The 17494-nt window shown below is 67.1% G+C and carries 16 protein-coding genes; 5 read left to right on the forward strand and 11 right to left on the reverse strand.

The window, feature by feature from the left end:
- Window positions 1-36: 36 nt before the first annotated feature.
- A complete protein-coding gene (locus EV667_RS02095; protein ID WP_131833679.1) occupies window positions 37-1104 on the reverse strand; it encodes a GlxA family transcriptional regulator in 1068 nt (355 codons plus the stop codon).
- 87 nt (window positions 1105-1191) lie between these two features.
- Here EV667_RS02095 and EV667_RS02100 point away from each other — a divergent pair, with 87 nt between their 5' ends.
- The 5 genes from EV667_RS02100 to EV667_RS02120 all read left to right on the forward strand — a co-directional run bounded on the left by EV667_RS02100 (window position 1192) and on the right by EV667_RS02120 (window position 6147).
- The gene (locus EV667_RS02100; protein WP_131833680.1) at window positions 1192-2232 is read left to right on the forward strand and encodes an ABC transporter substrate-binding protein; all 1041 of its coding nucleotides are present in this window, start codon (window positions 1192-1194) and stop codon (window positions 2230-2232) included.
- Window positions 2233-2434: 202 nt separating this feature from the next.
- Window positions 2435-3478 (forward strand): ABC transporter ATP-binding protein, encoded by a 1044-nt coding sequence (locus EV667_RS02105; RefSeq protein ID WP_131833681.1) that lies wholly within the window; start codon window positions 2435-2437, stop codon window positions 3476-3478.
- 5 nt (window positions 3479-3483) lie between these two features.
- Window positions 3484-4323 (forward strand): ABC transporter permease, encoded by an 840-nt coding sequence (locus EV667_RS02110; RefSeq protein ID WP_165901535.1) that lies wholly within the window; start codon window positions 3484-3486, stop codon window positions 4321-4323.
- Window positions 4320-5114 (forward strand): ABC transporter permease, encoded by a 795-nt coding sequence (locus EV667_RS02115; RefSeq protein ID WP_131833683.1) that lies wholly within the window; start codon window positions 4320-4322, stop codon window positions 5112-5114. The genes EV667_RS02110 and EV667_RS02115 overlap by 4 nt, the downstream gene beginning before the upstream one ends.
- Window positions 5115-5133: 19 nt before the next feature.
- On the forward strand, window positions 5134-6147 hold the full coding sequence (locus EV667_RS02120) for a proline racemase family protein (RefSeq protein WP_131833684.1): 1014 nt from the start codon (window positions 5134-5136) through the stop codon (window positions 6145-6147).
- 75 nt (window positions 6148-6222) lie between these two features.
- On the opposite strand, the gene otnC is transcribed toward EV667_RS02120, so the two are convergent.
- The 10 genes from otnC to EV667_RS02170 form a co-directional block, all read right to left on the reverse strand.
- A complete protein-coding gene (gene otnC, locus EV667_RS02125) occupies window positions 6223-6861 on the reverse strand; it encodes a 3-oxo-tetronate 4-phosphate decarboxylase (protein WP_131833685.1) in 639 nt (212 codons plus the stop codon).
- Window positions 6862-6920: 59 nt separating this feature from the next.
- Window positions 6921-8189, reverse strand: coding sequence for a TRAP transporter large permease (locus EV667_RS02130; RefSeq protein WP_131833686.1), 1269 nt, complete (start codon window positions 8187-8189; stop codon window positions 6921-6923).
- On the reverse strand, window positions 8186-8665 hold the full coding sequence (locus tag EV667_RS02135; RefSeq protein WP_131833687.1) for a TRAP transporter small permease: 480 nt from the start codon (window positions 8663-8665) through the stop codon (window positions 8186-8188). The genes EV667_RS02130 and EV667_RS02135 overlap by 4 nt, the downstream gene beginning before the upstream one ends.
- 86 nt (window positions 8666-8751) lie before the next feature.
- Window positions 8752-9756: a TRAP transporter substrate-binding protein gene (locus EV667_RS02140; protein WP_131833688.1), complete on the reverse strand. Its 1005-nt coding sequence runs from the start codon at window positions 9754-9756 to the stop codon at window positions 8752-8754.
- 72 nt (window positions 9757-9828) lie between these two features.
- Window positions 9829-11091, reverse strand: a complete 1263-nt coding sequence (gene otnK, locus EV667_RS02145; RefSeq protein ID WP_131833689.1) for a 3-oxo-tetronate kinase — start codon at window positions 11089-11091, stop codon at window positions 9829-9831.
- 58 nt (window positions 11092-11149) lie between these two features.
- Window positions 11150-11884 carry an FCD domain-containing protein gene (locus EV667_RS02150; protein ID WP_131833690.1) on the reverse strand — a complete coding sequence of 245 codons (735 nt, stop codon included), beginning with the start codon at window positions 11882-11884 and terminating at the stop codon, window positions 11150-11152.
- Window positions 11881-12783, reverse strand: coding sequence for a 3-hydroxyacyl-CoA dehydrogenase (locus tag EV667_RS02155; protein WP_131833691.1), 903 nt, complete (start codon window positions 12781-12783; stop codon window positions 11881-11883). Before EV667_RS02155 ends, EV667_RS02150 begins: the two co-directional genes overlap by 4 nt.
- 458 nt (window positions 12784-13241) lie before the next feature.
- A complete protein-coding gene (locus tag EV667_RS02160; RefSeq protein ID WP_131833692.1) occupies window positions 13242-14369 on the reverse strand; it encodes an ABC transporter ATP-binding protein in 1128 nt (375 codons plus the stop codon).
- Window positions 14366-16084: an ABC transporter permease gene (locus EV667_RS02165; protein WP_131833693.1), complete on the reverse strand. Its 1719-nt coding sequence runs from the start codon at window positions 16082-16084 to the stop codon at window positions 14366-14368. The genes EV667_RS02160 and EV667_RS02165 overlap by 4 nt, the downstream gene beginning before the upstream one ends.
- A gap of 84 nt (window positions 16085-16168) precedes the next feature.
- A complete protein-coding gene (locus EV667_RS02170) occupies window positions 16169-17494 on the reverse strand; it encodes an ABC transporter substrate-binding protein (protein WP_131833694.1) in 1326 nt (441 codons plus the stop codon).

A 17494-nucleotide genomic window follows, 5' to 3' on the forward strand; every position in this document is an offset into this window, starting at 1 on the left:
CGCGCGGGAGTCAACCGGCTTCGACGGAGAACGCCCTCAGGAGGTGGCAATGATCGTGGTCTTGCGCGCGGCCAGCCGCTCGCTCCGGTACTGCCGGGGCGAGAGGGCGAAGGCGTTGCGGAATTCGCGCGAGAAATGCGCCGCATCCGAGAAGCCGCAATCGAAGGCGATCTCGGTAATGGAGCGCGGGCTGTTCTCCAGCATCCAGCAGGCATAATGCGTGCGCAGCTGCCGCTGGAAGGCGGCGGGCGCGATGCCGAGCGTCGCGCCGAAAGCGCGCTCCAGCTGGCGGGAGGAGCAGCCGACATAGCGCGCCACCGCCTCCATGGACGGGGGATCGTCCAGCCGCTGTTCCATGAAATGCACCGCCTGATGCACCCGCGCATCGGTAACGCTGGCGAGATCGGCGAAGAAATGCGGCTGCGGCAGCGAGGGCGGGCGCATGCCCTGCAGCATCATGTGCCGCACCGCCTGGTTGGCCTTGGCCGCCCCGCAATGGCGGGTGACGAGATAGAGCCCGAGGTCGATCGCCGCCGTGGAACCGGCGCAGGAAAGCAGGTCGCCCTCATCGACGAACAGCTTGTCGGTCACGGCATTGAGCGTCGGGAACTGCGCCTGGAAAGCCTCCAGCACATTCCAGTGGATGCACACGGTGCGCCGTGCCGCGAGCCCCGCCTGGGCGATGGCGAAGGTGCCGGTGCAGACGCCGATCAGCCGCGCCCTCCCAGCGGCGGCGCGGCGCAGATAGTCCAGCAGCGCCGGCGGCTGGTGCTCGTTCAGATAGTCATTGCCGCCGCACACCGCGATATAGTCGAACTGTGCAGGGTCGAGCAGCGGCGCGCTGTCGGAGATCACCACGCCGCAACTGGCGCGGCGCGGGGTGCCGTCGAGGCTCATCACCGTCCATGAGGCGTGGATCTGCCGGCTGCGCCCGCCATGGTCGGCGGCGAGCCGCAGCGCGTCGATCAGCCCGCCAAAGGCGGCGAGGGTGAACTGGTCGAGCAGCACGAAGCCGACCCTGAGCGGCGAGAGCCGGCCCGCCACGGCAGGGGGGTCGTCGTCGTGTCGCGGAACGAGGGATGGCGGGGACGTCATGTCGCTCATATCAAAGTTTCTGGCCCGATCCTGCAAGCCAACGCTGCGTCAGGCGACGACACTGCCCGCTGCCTGCACATGAGGGGAGAAAACAACATGGCACGCTTACCCGGTCTTGTTACGGCATCGGCGCTCGCGCTGGCCGCCGCCATCGCGCCGGCATCGGCGCAGGATGCCCTTCACGTCGCCTGGTATGGCGGCAATTGGGGCGATGCGTTCAAAGCCTGCGTCGCCGATCCCTTCACCAAGGCGACGGGCGTCGCGGTGGTGCCGGAAGTCGGCACCTCCACCGTCACCCTCGCCAAGCTGCAGCAGCAGAAGGACGCCCCGACCATCGACGTCGCCTGGATGGATGGCGGCGTGAGCGAGCTGGCGGAAGCTGCCGGCGTGCTGGCGCCGATCACCGAGAAAGGCGTGCCGAACCTCAAGGATGCCCTGCCGCAGGCGGTCTACACCAACGCCAACGGCACCTACGCCGTCGGCACCGGCTATTATTCGCTCGGCCTGACCTACAACACCAAGGAAATTCCCGAGGCGCCGACCTCCTGGAATGACCTGTGGAAGCCGGAATATGCCGATGCGGTGACGATCCCCTCGCCGGCCAATTCCTCCGGCGTGCCGTTCCTGTTCTTCCTGCACAAGATCTGGAACGCCCCGGCCGGTGACTTCGCCCCGGTCTTCGCCAAGATCAAGGAGCTGAAGCCGGCGCTGTTCTTCGATTCCTCGGGCGCCGCCTCCAATGCCTTCCAGAGCAGCGAGGCGATCATCGGCGCGCATTTCAATGTCGGCGCCTTCGATCTCATCGCCAAGGGCCTGCCGATCGGCTTTACCGTGCCGAAAGAGGGCGTGTGGGCCACCGATGCCCGCCTGCACCTCGTCAAGAACGCGCCGCGCGCGGAGATGGCGCAGAAGTTCATCGACACCGCGCTGACCCCGGCCGCCTCGCAGTGCCTCGCCGAGAAGCTGTTCCTGGGCCCGTCGGTGAAGGGCGTGAGCGTCTCGCCCGAGACCGCCGCCAAGCTGCCCTGGGGCGCCAAGGGCTCGGTCGAGAACCTTTATCTGCTCGACTGGACCGAGGTGAACGCCAAGCGCGCCGAGCTGGTCGACACCTGGAACCGCGAGATCGCCCGCAAATAACGCGCGCGACACGAGACGCATGCCCGCCCGGGCGCGGCTTCCAAGGGAAGCTTCCGGGCGGGCCTTCCACCCCACCCGAGGCCGAGCCTTTTCGCGCAATGGTCCCTAACCCGCGCGCGCCGGCTCTGGCGTAGTCTGGCTTCGCCGACCTCGGACGGCCACCCTTTGCCGTGCCGTCCGCTCTCCCGCGAGGACATGATCCGTGCAGCCACTTCTGTCCATCGACGCCGTTTCCAAGCGCTTCGCCGCCCACCGGGCGCTGGCCGAGGTCGACCTTGTGGTCGAGCCCGGCGAGTTCATCGCCCTGCTGGGCCCGAGCGGCTGCGGCAAGACCACGCTGCTGCGCTGCATCGCCGGCTTCCTGACCCCCGATGAGGGCCGCATCCGAATTGAGGACGAGGACATCACCCGCGCGCCGCCCTATCGCCGGCCGCTGAACACGGTGTTCCAGAGCTACGCGCTGTTTCCCCATATGAGCGTCGCCGACAATGTCGCCTATGGCCCGCGCCGCGCCGGGGTGGGCCGCCGCGAGGCGCAGGCGAGGGCTGCCGAGGCATTGGCGCTGGTCGGGCTGGAGGAGATGGGCACGCGGCTGCCGCGCGCGCTTTCCGGCGGCCAGCAGCAGCGCGTGGCGCTGGCGCGCGCCATCGTCAACCGACCGAAGCTCCTGCTGCTCGACGAGCCGCTTTCCGCGCTCGATTTGAAGCTGCGCCGGCGGATGCAGATCGAGCTCAAGCACATCCAGGAAAAGCTCGGCATCGCCTTCATCTTCGTCACCCACGACCAGGAGGAGGCCATGGCGATGGCCGACCGCATCGTGGTGATGAATGCCGGGCGCATCGAGCAGACCGGCACGCCGGAGGCGATCTACCGCGCCCCGGCGACCCGCTTCGTCGCCGAGTTCGTCGGCGAGCCGAACCTCATCGCGCTGGAGCCGGCCGGACCCGGCCACGCGCGCCTCGCCATCGGCGGGGCGGAGCTTCCCGCCGCGTCCGGCATGCGCTTCGCCATGGCCCGGCCGGAGGACATCGTTCTCGTCAACGGCGACGTGCCGGACGATCTCGCGACCTTCCCAGGCGTCGTCGAGGAGGTGCTGGCCATCGGCCCTCTCACCACGCTGTTCGTGCGCTGCGGCGAGACTGTGCTGAAGGTGGCGCGGCTGGGCATGTCGGGCGTGGAGCTGCGGCCCGGCAGCCCTGTGACGCTCGGCCTGCGCCCCGCCGCGCTGCACCTGATCGCGGAGTGAAGGCGGTGGCCGCTTCCCGCACCACATTGGCCCTGCTGCTGTTCGCGCCGCTCGCCTTCTTCGCCGCCTTCTTCCTGGCGCCGATGGCGGTGGTGGCGCTGACCAGCCTCACGACAGACGACGGCGGCCTGACCTTCGCGCACTATGCCCGCATCCTGTTCGACCAGTATCATTGGGACGTGCTGTGGGTGACGTTCCGCATCGCGCTCGCCACCACGGCGCTGTGCCTGCTGATCGGCTTTCCGCTCGCCTGGTATCTCGTGCGGATCGTGCGCTGGCGTAGCTGGCGGCGGGCCTGCGTCATTCTCATCGTAGTGCCGCTGTTCACCTCGAACATCGTCCGCTCCTTCGGCTGGATGGTGCTGCTCGGGCGCACCGGCCTGGTCAATCAGGGGCTGATGGGGATGGGGATGACCGAGCGGCCGATCCGCTTCCTCGGCACCGAGACCGGCATCCTCATCGGCATGGTCTACATCCTCATGCCCTTCGTGGTGCTGTCGGTCGGCAATGCGCTGGCCAAGATCGACACCGCGCTGGAGGACGCCTCCGCCGATCTCGGCGTCGGGCCGGCGCGCACCTTCTGGTTCGTCACCCTGCCGCTGTGCCTGCCGGGCGCGGTCTCCGGTGCCATCATGGTGTTCGCGCTGGCGGTCAGCGCCTATGTGACGCCGGCGCTGCTGTCGGGCGGGCAGATCACCGTCTTCTCCATGCTGATCTTCCAGCAATATTCCTCGGTGTTCGATTTCCACTATGGCGGTGCGCTCAGCGTCACGCTGCTGGTGCTGACGCTGGTCCTCGTCACCCTCGCCGGGCGCATCGGCGAGCGCGGGCGGAGGGCGGCATGATCGCGCGGCTTCTCATCCGCATCATCGCGCTGGCCGCCATGGCCTATCTGGTGCTGCCGCTGGTGGTAATCATGGGCGCGTCGTTGACGCAGACCAGCTATCTCGCCTTTCCCCCACAGGGACTGACGCTGAAATGGTTCGGCGTGCTGTTCGACGACCCCTCCTATGTCTCGGCGTTCATCACCTCGACCCTGCTGGCGCTGGCGGCGACGGCGGTAGCGGTGCTGCTGGCGGTGCCGGCGAGCCTTGCCTTGGCGCGCTACGTCTTCGCCGGGCGGGCGGGCGTGTCCTCGCTGCTGATGTCGCCGCTGGTGCTGCCCTATGTGGTGCTGGGCGCCGCGTTGTTGCAGTTCGGCAATGATTTCGGGCTGGCCCGTTCGTTCGAAGCGCTGCTGGTCGGCCATGTCGTCATCGTCATGCCCTTCGTGCTGCGCTCGGTGCTGCCGCTGCTGACCCCGGAGCAGCGTGCGCTGGAAGAGGCCTCGATGGACCTCGGCGGCACGCCGGTCGCCACCTTCTTCCTGGTCGTGCTGCCGCAGATCCGCGGCGGCATCGTCTCGGGCGCGCTTCTCGCCTTCATCTCCTCCTGGATCAACGTCGAGCTGTCGATCTTCAACACGACGTCGGCGCTCAACACCATCCCGGTGAAGATGTTCAACTACGTGCAGTACACGATCGATCCCACGATCGCGGCGGTGTCCGCGATCACCATCGTCGCGGCTGCGCTCGTCATCATCCTTCTCGATCTGCTGATCGGCCTCGACATGCTGTCCGAGCGCCAACAGCCCTAAGTCCAACGGAGCCTTCGCGATGCGCAAGCAGGATAGTTTCGACGTTATTTACACCCACACCGAGGGTGAGCCGCTCTGCATCATCCACAGCGGCATTCCCTATCCCGCCGGCTCCTCCATCCTGGAGAAGCGCGCCTTCCTGGAGGCGAACTATGACTGGGTGCGCACCGCGCTGATGCGCGAGCCGCGCGGCCATCGCGACATGTTCGGCGTGTTCCTCACCCCGCCTTCCTCGCCCGACTACGACGCCGGCCTGATCTATATCGACGGCACGCAATATTCCCACATGTGCGGGCACGGCACGATCGCGGTCGCCATGGCGATGGTGGCGCATGGTTTCGTGCGGCGCTCGGAAGACGGTCTGACCAAGATCCGCTTCGAAACCACCGCCGGCCTGGTGCAGGCCGAGGTGGCGACGAAGGGCGACGAGGTGCTGTGGACGCGCTTCGAGAATGTGCCGGCCTATGTCGCGGCGCAGGACATCGCCTTCGACCTGCCGGGCGTCGGCCCGCTCAAGGCCGACATCGTCTGGGGCGGCAATTATTTCGGCATCATCGATTTGCGCGGCACGTCGCTGAAGATCGGCCCGGAGAACGGCTCGGAACTCTCGCGCCTCGGCATCCTCGCCCGCGAGGCGATCCGCGAGAAGGTGAAGATCCAGCACCCGACCGCCGGCCACATCAACAACTTCAACTTCGTCACCTTCTGGCATGAGCCGACCATTGAAGGCGCGCTGTACAAGAACGTCCATGTGTTCAGCGCCGGCCAGCTCGACCGCTCCCCCGGCGGCACCGGCACCAGCGCGATGATGGCGATGTTCGAGGCGCGCGGCGTGATCGGGCTCAACCAGCCCATCACCTCCGAGGGCCTGCTCGGCACCGGCACTTTCGAGGGCGAGCTGGTCGGCGAGACGAAGCTCAACGATGTGCGCGCCGTGCGCCCGACGGTGAAGGGCACGGCCGGCCTGCTCGGCACCGCGCGCTGGCTGATCGACCGCAAGGACCCGGTTGGCGCCGGCTTCCTCGTCGCCTGAAGCCGCGTCATATCGTGATGAAGAGAACCGGCGCCACGCGACGCCGGTTCTTTGCCGGCTCAATTGAGCCGGCTCTCAGCGCGCCATGGCGCGCAGTTCGGCGATCTCGGCCTCGTTGAGGTAGCGGATCTTCTCGCCGCGCAGGATGAAGGCGAGGCGTGCGGTCTCTTCCAGCTCCTCGGCATTGTTGACCGCGTCTTCGACATCCTTGCCCAGCACGACCACGCCGTGCGAGGCGAGCAGGAAGGCATTCACCTTGTGTGCCTTCGCGGCGGCCGCGAGGTCGCGCGCGATCTCCGATGCGCCCGGCCGGTAATAGGGAATGACCGGCATGTAGCCGGCACGCATCACGTAATAGGGCGTGAAGGGGCGCAGGGCGTTGTCGGTGGGCAGGTCCTCAAGGCAGGACAGGGCGGTGAGATAGGTGGAGTGCAGATGCACGATCGCCCCCGCCTCGGGCCGGCACTCGAACAAGGCGAGATGGAAGGCGAATTCCTTTGACGGCTTCGGCCCCGGAACCGGCTGGCCGGCGGCGTCGATCTCGGCGAGGTCTGCCGGGGTGAGGCGCCCGAGGCTGCCGCCCGTCGGCGTGACCAGGAAGCCGCCTTCCTCCAGCCGGACCGACACATTGCCGGCGCCGCCGACGGAATAGCCGCGATCGAACAGGCTTTTGCAGAGCGCGCACAGCTGCTCTGCCTTGGAATTCCGGCTCACTTTTTTCCTCCTCCGCTTGCGCAGGGAAGGCCGGCGCCGCGGCGCCGGCCTTCAGGGGACTAGTTCGACAGCGCCCAGCTGGTGAAGCCGGGCACATAGGTGACGAGGGCCAGCACGGCCAGCATGATACCTATGAAGGGCAGCATGGCCCGGGACAGCTTCATGACCGGCACGCCGGAAATACTGCTGGCGAGATACAGCGCGGTTCCCACAGGTGGTGTCAGCAGGCCGATGGTGAGATTGATCACCATCACCAGGCCGAACTGCACGGGGTCCACGCCAAGATGCGCGGCCACGGGCGCGAGGATCGGCGTCATCAATAGGATGGCCGGGCCGCTGTCGAGGAACATGCCCACCACGAGGAGCATGAGGTTGATCAGCAGCAGCAGCAGGATCTTGTTCTCGGTCAGACCGAGAATGGCCCCGGCGATGGTCTGCGGCAGCCGTGCATTGGTCAGCAGCCAGCCGAACAGCGAGGTGGCGGCGATGATGGCGGCAATCACCGCCGTGGCGATGGCGGCCTCCATGCAGATCTTCGGGATGTCGGCGAGGGTGAATTCCTTGTAGACGAACAGGCCGATCAGGAAGGCATAGACGGCAACCACGGCGCCGCCCTCGGTGGGCGTGAACACGCCCATGCGGATGCCGCCGATGATGATGACCGGCATCATCAGCGCCCAGCTCGCCTCCTTGAAGCGCTTCCACTTCTCGGCGCCGCTCACCCGGCCTTCCGTGGGATAGCCGTGCCGGACGGCGTAGAAATAGGAGTAGAGCGCGAAGCCGAGGCCGATGACGATGCCCGGGGCGATGGCCGCGAGGAACAGGTCGCCGATCGAGGCCTGGTTGGACACGCCATAGATGATGATGGCGATGCTCGGCGGCAGGATCAGCGCCAGGCTGCCCGAGGAGGCGACGAGCGCGGCGGAGAAGCCGGCATCGTAGTTCCGCTTCTTCATCTCGGGGATCATCACCGAGCCCAGCGCCGCGACATCGGCCACGCCCGAGCCGGAGACGCCGCCCATGATCACGCCGCTTGTCGTGACGACATGGGCGAGGCTGCCGCGAATATTGCCGACGAGCGCCAGCGCCAGATTGATGATGCGCCGCGTGATGCCGCCATGGCCCATCAGCGAGCCCGCCAGCATGAACAGCGGGATCGCCATCAGCGGGAAGGAATCCACCGAGGTGAACAGCCGCTGGCCGAACAGGGCCATCGGGTAGCCCTGATAGAGGATCGCGGCCAGCGAGGCGAGGGCGATGCCGAAGGCGACGGGAACGCCGAGGATGAGGAACAGCGCGAAGCCGCCAAAGAGGAGAAGGGCGATCATGAGGCGATCTTTCCGCCGGAGGTCATGTTCTTCCACGTCGCGCGCAGGGCAAAATACAGCAACGCCGCCCCGCTGAACGGGATGACCGTGTAGACATAGTACATGGGCAGGCCGAGCGCCGCGCTGCGCTGGTGCAGGCCGAATTTGATCAGCGACATGCCGCCGACGACCAGCGCCAGGCTGACCACGGCGACCAGCAGCGTATTCAGTACGGTCAGCGCCCGCGAAGGCCGGGCCGGCAGCAGCGACACCAGGAAGTCCAGTGCGATATGCGCCTTGGACTGAAAAGCGGCGGCCATGCCGAGGAAAGTGATCCAGACGAAGATGTACCGGCCCAGTTCCTCGGACCAGCTCAGCGAATTCTCGAAGACATAGCGCGAAATCACCTGCGCGAAGGTCACGCTCATCATGGCGAACATCAGCGCGCCGATGGCCCAGAGCAGAAATATGTGTATCAGCCGATCCAGCTTGTCCAAGCTCGTCTCTCCCTCAGGCAGTGCGCCGGTGGTCGCGACCCGGAACGGAGGAAACGCTCGTTCCACCGTTCCGGGGGGCGCGTGCTTTAGCGCCCGAGTTCCTGCTTGATCCGCTTGTAGAGGTCGGGGTTGACCTTGGCGGCAAAGGCTTCGTGAGCGGATTCCGCCGCCGCAGCGATCGGCGCGGTGTCGGGACGGCTGACCTTGAGGCCAGCGGCCTCCATCGACTTCAGCATCTCATCCGTCTTGGTGCGGACCTGCTCGTTCTCGAACGCCGTGGCGGCATTGGCCGCCTCGACGACGATCTTCTGCTGCTCGGGGGTCAGCTGCTTCCAGCGCATGTCGCTGATCGACAGCGTCACATACTCGTATTTGTGGTTGGTGAAGGACAGGTTCGACTGCACTTCGTTGATCCGGCCGCCATAGATGAACGGGATCGGGTTTTCCTGGGCCGAGATGACGCCCTGCTCAAGGCCGGTATAGACCTCGCTCCAGGCCATCGGGGTCGGGTTGGCGCCGATGGCGCGCCAGGTGGTCACCATGGCGGGAATCTCGGGGACGCGAATCTTCAGGCCCTTGAGGTCCTCGATGCCGTTGATCGGCTTGTTCGCCGTCACCTGGCGCGAGCCGCGCTCCCACCAGTCGAGAATGCGGACATTGGCGGTTTCCACCACGTTGCCGGCGATTTCCTCGCCGATCTTGCCCTTCACGACCTTGTCGAACTCGTCCTGCGAGCGGAACAGGTAGGGCAGTTCCAGCAGCTGGATGGACGGGGCGAAGTTGCCGAGAACGCCGGCGATCAGGCCGAAATCCACGGTGCCCATCTGCATGCCCTCGACCAGGTCGCGGTCGCCGCCGAGCGTCGAGTTCGGGTAGATGGTCAGCGTGATGGCGCCGTTGGAGCGCTTCTCCAGCTCTTCCTTGAACTTCTGGGCGCCGAGGTGCCAAAGGTCCTGCTCGGATTGGATGTGGCCGAGCTTGAGGTTCAGCACGTCCTGGGCAAGGCCGGGCGTGGGGGCCGCGGAAAGGGCGAGGGCAGAAACGGCGGAAAAGACCGCCAGCTTCAGCATCTTCACGGTGTTGTTCAACACGTCATATCCTCCTTTTGGTCTTGTGATTTGCGGCCCGGCGCCGACGTTGCTCGCCGGCGACAGGCCGCAGCTTCAGTGGCCGCGCAGAACGGCGTCGGCCTCGGCGAAGAAATTCACGCCGCCGAAATTTCCCGATTTTAGCGCCAGCGCCACCGGACGGCCGCCGGCCGGGACAGCGCGCAGCGCCGGGGCGCCGGGCGCGATTTCCGGGCCGATCTCCAGCGAGGTCAGGTCCAGCGCCTCGACGACGGCGCCCGAGGTCTCGCCCCCGGCGACGATGAGGCGCCCGACGCCGCCAGTGACCAGGGCCCGGGCGATGTCCGCGAAAAGCGCCTCAATCGCCGAAGCGACGGTCTCGCGGCCATGGGTCTCCTGGGCCTGCCGAACCTGTTCGGGGTCGGCGGAGGAGAACACCAGGGAGCGCGCGGTCTGCGCCAGCGCCCAGTCGGCAATCGCCTGCGCGTCCAGCCGGCCGGCGACGGCGTCATCGGCCGATATCTCGAACACCGGCAGGCCGTCGGTGCGATGCCGGGCGACCTGGCCGCGGGTGGCAGTCGAGCACGACCCCGAGAGCACGACGCACGGACCCTCGACTCCCTGCCAGGTGCTGCCTTCGCCGGACAGGAGGCCCTGCCGGCGGAAATTGTCCGGCAGGCCCATGGCGATGCCCGAACCGCCGGTGATGAGCGGGGCGCCGTCCAGCGCCGCGCCGATCTCCATCAGGTCGGCATCGGAAAGTGCGTCCACCACGATGAGCCGCGCGCCTTCCGCGTCTGCGCGGGCGAGCGCCTCGCCAATGGCGACGGCGCCGTTGCGCACGGTGGCGAAGCCGACATGCCCGACCTTCATGTCGGTCTGGAGGGCCAGCCAGCGGCGGATGTCGGCATCCGTCATCGGGTTGAGCGGGTGGTTTTCCAGGCCGCTCTCGTTCAGCAGCCGGTCATGGACGAACAGATGGCCCTGATAAAGCGTGCGGCCGGCGCCCGGAAACACCGGGCACACCACGACCTTGCGCGCGTCGAGCGCCTGAGCGAGAGCGGCGGCCACCGGGCCGATATTGCCTTCGGGCGTGCTGTCGAAGGTCGAGCAATATTTGAACAGGAACTGCGTGCAGCCCTGCGCCTTCAGCCATTCCAGCGCCGCCAACGACTGGGCGATGGCCTCGCTTGCCGGAATGCTGCGCGACTTCAGCGCCACCACGCCGGCCTCGACCGAGGGGTCGGCCGGCACGCTCGGCACGCCGGAATACTGGGTGACGCGCATGCCCTGCTTCGACAGGGTGTTGGCCAGATCGCTGGAGCCGGTGAAGTCGTCGCCAATGCAGCCGAGAAGCATGTTCAGAGCCTTTGCAGATGTTCGGTCCGGGTGGTGGTCCCGTTCGGAGGCGTCCCGGTCAGGGTGCGCCCAGGGTTTGCGCCCGCATGTCCCAATAGGTCTTGATCACCGTTTCGAGGTGCTCGCGCATCGCCGCCTCGGCGCGGTCCGCGTCGCGGTCGCGGATGGCCTCGAAGATATGGCGATGGGCCGCCATGGCCTTGCCCAGCCCGTGGGGATGGCTGAGCGAGAAGCGCCGTTGCTCCTCCAGCAATTCCAGCACGACGTGATAGAGCGTATCGAGCAGGGGATCCTGCGCGATGCTGGCAATGCGGTGATGGAAGGCGTCGTCGCTGGCGGAGAACGCGGGGATATCGCCCGCGCTGCTCTCATTGGTCAGAAGCAACGCCTCCAGCTCGGCAATATCCGTGTCCGTGGCCAGCCGCACCGCCTCGCGCACCAGCGCGACCTCGACGAAGATGCGCGTCTTCTGGAACTGGCGGATGCCTTCCGGCCGGGCGACCAGCATCTTGGCCGCGCCCGACAGAAGCTGCAGCAGGTCGCGGGGCACGGGCTCCGTCACCCGCGTGCGGTCGCCATTGGCCACCGAGAGCATGCCGGTCTTGCTGAGCCAGAGCAGCGCCTCGCGCACCGCCGGCCGGCCGACGCCGTAATGCGCCATCAGCTCGCGCTCGGACGGCAGCTGGTCCCCCACGCTGAGCTCGCCCGACAGCACCCGCTCCTCGATGTCCTTGGCGATCTTGTCGGACAGCCGGTCGCGGCGGAGATGTGCCGGGGTGCCGAAGCCGCTCATGCGCCCAGCTTCCCCGTTATGTCGCGCTTGGCGTCGACGATGGCCGCGAGGAAGCCGTCACGCCATTTGCGGCGTGCGGCGAGGTCTTCGGCCGGGACGTCGGCGCGCATCTTCGCCTCGATGGTGGAAACCAGCTCGGGCGTCCATTCGCGCGGGTCGGCCTGCTCCTTGGCCAGCCCGTAATACATCGGGCCGAGATTGGCGCAGTATTCGGCGACGCCGTTGGCGGCGTTGAGGTCGATGGTGGCGAAGGGGCCCATGAAGCACCAGCGCAGGCCCAGCCCGTCGGCGACAGCGGCGTCGACCTCGGCCGGGGTGCAGATGCCGTCCTCGACCAGCCGGAAAGCCTCGCCCAGAAGCGCGCTTTGCAGGCGGTTGACCACGAAGCCGTTGATCTCGCGTGTCAGGGTGATCGGGCTCTGGCCGACGCCGGCCATCAACTCGCGGGTGAAGTCCAGCGTCTCAGTGGCGGTCCAGGGGGCAGGGATCAGTTCCACCAGCGGGATCAGATGCGGCGGGTTGATGGGGTGCGCCACCAGGCAGCGGGCGGCGTTCGCCAGCCCTTCCGTGAACACCGAGGCGGGGAAGCCGGAGGTCGAGCTGCCGACGATGGTGGTCGGCGCCAGAAGCGCGTCCATCTCCCGATAGAGCGCCTGCTTGATCGGCAGCCGCTCCGGGGCGCTCTCCTGCACATAGTCGGCGCCGGCCAGCGCGTCGGCGAGGCTGGTGGCGATCCGGCAGCGGGTGGCGAGCGCGGCATCGGCCGCGCTCACGAAGGCAAGCGCCGCCTCGGCCGCCGCCGGGGTGCGGTCATAAATGGCCAGATCATGCCCGGCGCGGGCGAAAACCAGAGACCAGGACGAACCCACCACACCGCAGCCGACGATCGCAATCTTCATGTCTCACAGCCCTTCAACGTTTCGCAGCGACGGCAGACGCCGCGTTCGGATCGCCCCGCCGGAGGGAGCGATGGCGAACATTCGTCCCGCCGCATGATCATCTGGTCTGGTATGACAGGTTGATAGACTGATCGTCAACCTGTCCTGCATACCAATTCCGTCGACGCGACGGCGCGGAACAAGCGCAGGCGTCCCCGCCAGGAACCGGGGGAGACGGGACGTGTGAAAGGCGTGGGAGCGGTGGGCAGGCCGGGCATCGGCCTCTAGGCGCGCGGCGGCCTACCGGGTCGTGCAGGAGCGCGCGCCGACCCGCTTGCGCCGCAGGCTGAGCGGTAAAAGCGGGCTATTGCGCAGGCTTGGGGGACAGGAGTCATCCCCGTCGCGCACGGCGCCGGCGCAGCACAAGGGCCGGCCGTCGGCCGCAATGGCGGCGGCCGACGGAGGGAGGGGCGCCGCCTTCAGGCGCCGCTGCCGGGCCCGAGCCAGAGAGCGGACGATGCCGGGATCTCCACCCACACGCGATTGCCGATCTCATGGGGTTCGACCACGCCGGGGTGGAACACCTCGTCGACGGTGATCTCCTGCCCGGCAATGAGAATGCCGAACCGGATGATGCTGCCGAGGAATTCGCGGCGCATGATCTCGCCCTCGAAGGCGCTGGCGCTCACCGGCTTGTCCTTCGACAGTTTCGCCACCTGCGGGCGGAACACCAGCCGCGCTTCGGCCGGCAGCACGGCATCGCGCGCGATGGCGATGCGAAGCCCGCCGAGGCTCTCGAAATGGCGGTCCTCGCCCGAGGTGACGACCGTGCCCTCCAGCACGTTGGCGGTGCCGAGGAAGGTGGCGACGAACAGATTGGCCGGGCGCTCGTACAGTTCCACCGGCGTGCCGACCTGTTGCACCACGCCGTCATTCATCACGGCGATGCGGTCGCAGACCGTGTTGGCCTCTTCCTGGTCATGGGTGACGAAGATGGTGGTGAGGCCAAGCCGCTGCTGCAGGTCGCGCAGTTCGCGGCGCACCTGCACCCGCATCTTGGCGTCGAGATTGGAGAGCGGCTCGTCGAGCAGCAGCACCTTGGGCTCGATCACCACGGTACGGGCGAGCGCGACGCGCTGCTGCTGGCCGCCGGAGAGCTGGGAAGGCCGGCGCTCGGCGAGATGGCTCAGCCCGACGATCTCCAGCGCCGCCGCGACGCGCCGCTGGATTTCCGCCCGCTTCACGCCGCGCTCCTCAAGCCCGAAGGCGACATTGCGGGCCACGCTCATATGCGGCCACAGCGCGTAGCTCTGGAACACCAGCCCGACATCGCGCTTCCACGGCGGCAGGTCGGTGATATCGCGCCCGCCCACCCGCACGCGGCCGGTGTCGGCGGTGTTGAAGCCGGCGATCAGCCGCAGCAGCGTGGTCTTGCCGCAACCCGACGGGCCGAGAAAAGCGAAGAACTCGCCCGGCTTGATGTCGAGATTGACGTTCTTGAGCACATGATTGGTGCCGTAGAAGAGGTTCACCCCCTCGATGTGCAGATCGAGCGCCGCCGTGTGCAGAACGGCCACTGCGGTATCCTGGATGGCGTGAGCGGTCATCGGGCGGCCCCCGTGGTCTTCTGGTTGCGATCAATGATGTATTGCGAAATGAGGGTACAGGCGGCGACCAGCACCACGGCGATGACGCCGAGCGCCGCGCCGGGCCCGCGACCGGCGGCGGACTGCATGAAGACATACAGGCCATAGGCCAGCGGCGCGTCGGCGTTGGACTGCACCAGCATCAGCGTGGCGGAGAGTTCCACCGCCGCGGTGGCGAAGCTGGTAACGAAGCCGGCGAGGATGCCGCCCATCATCAGCGGCACCACGATGCGCCGCACGGTGCGGGGCTTGGTGGCGCCGAGATTTTCCGCCGCCTCTTCCAGCGAGACGGAAATCTGCTGGAGCGCGGCATAGCAGGCGCGCAGCGCATAAGGCAGGCGGCGGATCGCCAGCGCGATCACCAGCACGATCCACATCGTCGCCAGCGGCGTGCCGTCCGGCATGCGGATATCGTAGAAGGTGCGGAGATAACCGATGCCCAGCACCACGCCCGGCACCGCCAGCGCGGCGGTGGCTGCCCAGTCCAGCCAGTGGCGGGCGATGAGCTTGGTGCGCAGCACCAGATAGGCGATGGCGGTGCCGACCACGACGTCGATGAGACCGGCGATCGAGGCGTAGATCAACGTGTTCTTGATGTAGACCGAGCTTTCGCCGAACACCCTGGAGTAGTGGGCCAGGGTGAAGCCGTCCGGCAGCGGGCTGAACGACCAGATGGTGGCGAAGGACAGCAGCAGCAGTCCCAGATGCGGTGCCAGCACCAGCGCGAGGATGAGCCCGACGACGCCATAGGCGACAACCTGCTCCCAGGGCCGCATCGTGCGCTTGGCCAGCCCGCCGCCGCCGCGCTGGGTGGTGGCGTAGTCCCGGCCCCGCAGAGCCAGCGCCGACACCCACATGGCGAGCACCGACACCACGATCAGCACCACCGCGATCACGTAGCCCATCGGATCGGTGAGGCCGATGGAGGTGACGCGCAGATAGGCCTGCGGCGCCAGCATGTCCTTCACGTTCAGCAGAAGGGGGGTGGCGAGATCGTCGAACACCTTCACGAACACCAGCGAGGCGCCGGCGACATAGCCGGGCATGGCGAGCGGCAGCACGATGCGCCGGAACATCCGCATGCCGGACGAACCGAGATTCTGCGCCGCCTCTTCCATCGAGCGGTCGATGTTGCGCAGGGCGGTGGAGAGGTTGATCAGGATGAAGGGGAAATAGTGGATGGCCTGGACGAAGATGACGCCGTTCAGCCCTTCCATGAAGGGGATGCGGAACCCGAGATACTCGTTGAGCAGCAAGTTCACCGAACCGTTGCGGCCGAATAGCAGTTGCATCGCCACCGCGCCGACAAAGGGCGGCATGATGAGCGGCACGAAGCCGAGCGTCTGGATGATGAGCGCGCCGCGAAACTCGAACCGCGTGGTGATGTAGGCCAGCGGCAGCGCGAACAGCGAGGCCAGCACCACCGTCATCGCCGAGACGTAGAACGAGTTCCAGAACGACCGCATGAACAGGTCGGTGCGGAAGAAGTCGGCAAAGTTGATCAGCGTGAAGCCGCCGGTGCCCTTCTCCGTGAACGCGACATAGATGACGGAGCCGACCGGCACCAGCAGGAAGGCCAGAAGGAAGGCCGCGAGCCCGAGCGCCAGGGCGATCTGGCCGGTTGTTCCAGGCATGCGCCAGCGACGCGCCGGGGCCTGGGTGAAGGCGAGCGACATGCAACACGCTCCAGCAATGGCGTGGAATGAGGGGACGCGGCGCCGACGCCGCGTCCTATTGGGGGAAGGTCAGGCCGGGACGGCTCAGTTCGCGAGCTTGGCGGCTTCCGCGACCTTGGCCTTCGCCTTGGCGTAGTTGTCCTTGGCAAAGGAAGCCCACTGCTGCTCGATCTCGGCCTGCCGGGCGCCCTTTTCCTTGCCGCCGCTGAACGCCGCGAGCACTTCCTGGCCCGACGCCTGCTCCTCGTTCACCGGCACGGCGCCGATCAGCGCGCGGGCCTCTTTGACGAGGGCGCGGGCCTGCGGGTTGTCCTTGGCCGCGAGCGTGGCCTCCACCTCATGGATCGACTTCGTGACCGACTTCAGATCGTCCAGCTGGAAGGAGATCAGCTGGTCGAACAGCGTGTCGACCACGGCCGTGCGCTTGCCGGACTTCTCGACGTCGAACATCGTCATCGCCTTGAAGCGCGCATCGGTGAAGGGGTTCGGGTAGCCCTCCGGCGCCTTGGCGTAGACGGCGGGGTTCACCGGCAGGCGGCGGATGCTGGGCTCAAGCAGCACTTCCTGGCCGGCGGGCGAGAGCAGGAAGTTGACGAACTTCTGTGCGTTCTCGGCGTTCGGCGCATTGGCGACGATGCCGACATTGGCCGGCACGACGGTGGTCACGGTGGGATAGACGAACTTCACCGGGAAGCCCGAGCCCTGGGCGGAGAAGGCGAAGAAGTCGATGACGATGCCATAGCCGACCTGCCCGGAATTGACCGCTTCCGGCACGCCGAAGGAGCGGTCGGTGATGGTCTGGAAATTGCCGGCCATGTCCTTGATGGTCTGCCAGCCCTTGTCCCAGCCTTCGCCCTGCAGGATCGTCTCGATGGTCAGGTGCGTGGTGCCCGAGCGGGCGGGCGAGGCGATGGCGACATGGTCGTAATAGGGCGCGGCGGCGAGATCGCCCCACTCCTTCGGCTCCGGCAGCTCATTGGCGCCGACATAGCGCGTGTTCCACATGATGCCGTAGCCGGACGCCGCGAAGCCGAAATAATAACCGTCCGGGTCATTGATCGGGTAGGCGCCGATCTTGTCGGGAATGCCTTCGGCGGTGGGCGTGAATTTCTGCAGCAACTGCTTGGACTTCAGCACCTCGAACGCATCCGGCGCCGAGGCCCAGAACAGGTCGGTCTGCGGGTTGGAGCGGGTCTCGTCGAGATATTTCACGCCCGCATTGGTGTTGCGGTTCTGGACGTCGAGCATGACGCCGGGGTTGGCCTTCTCGAACGCGGCCTTGATCGGATCGGTGACGTCCTTGGAAAAGGAGGTGACGACGGTGACCTTGCCGGACTGCGCGAGGGCCGCCGGAATGGCGGTGAACGAGGCGAGCGCAAGGGTGGCCGCGAGGGCGGCGGAACGGATCAT

It is taken from the genome of Ancylobacter aquaticus (assembly GCF_004339465.1).
In the GTDB taxonomy this organism is placed as follows: domain Bacteria; phylum Pseudomonadota; class Alphaproteobacteria; order Rhizobiales; family Xanthobacteraceae; genus Ancylobacter; species Ancylobacter aquaticus.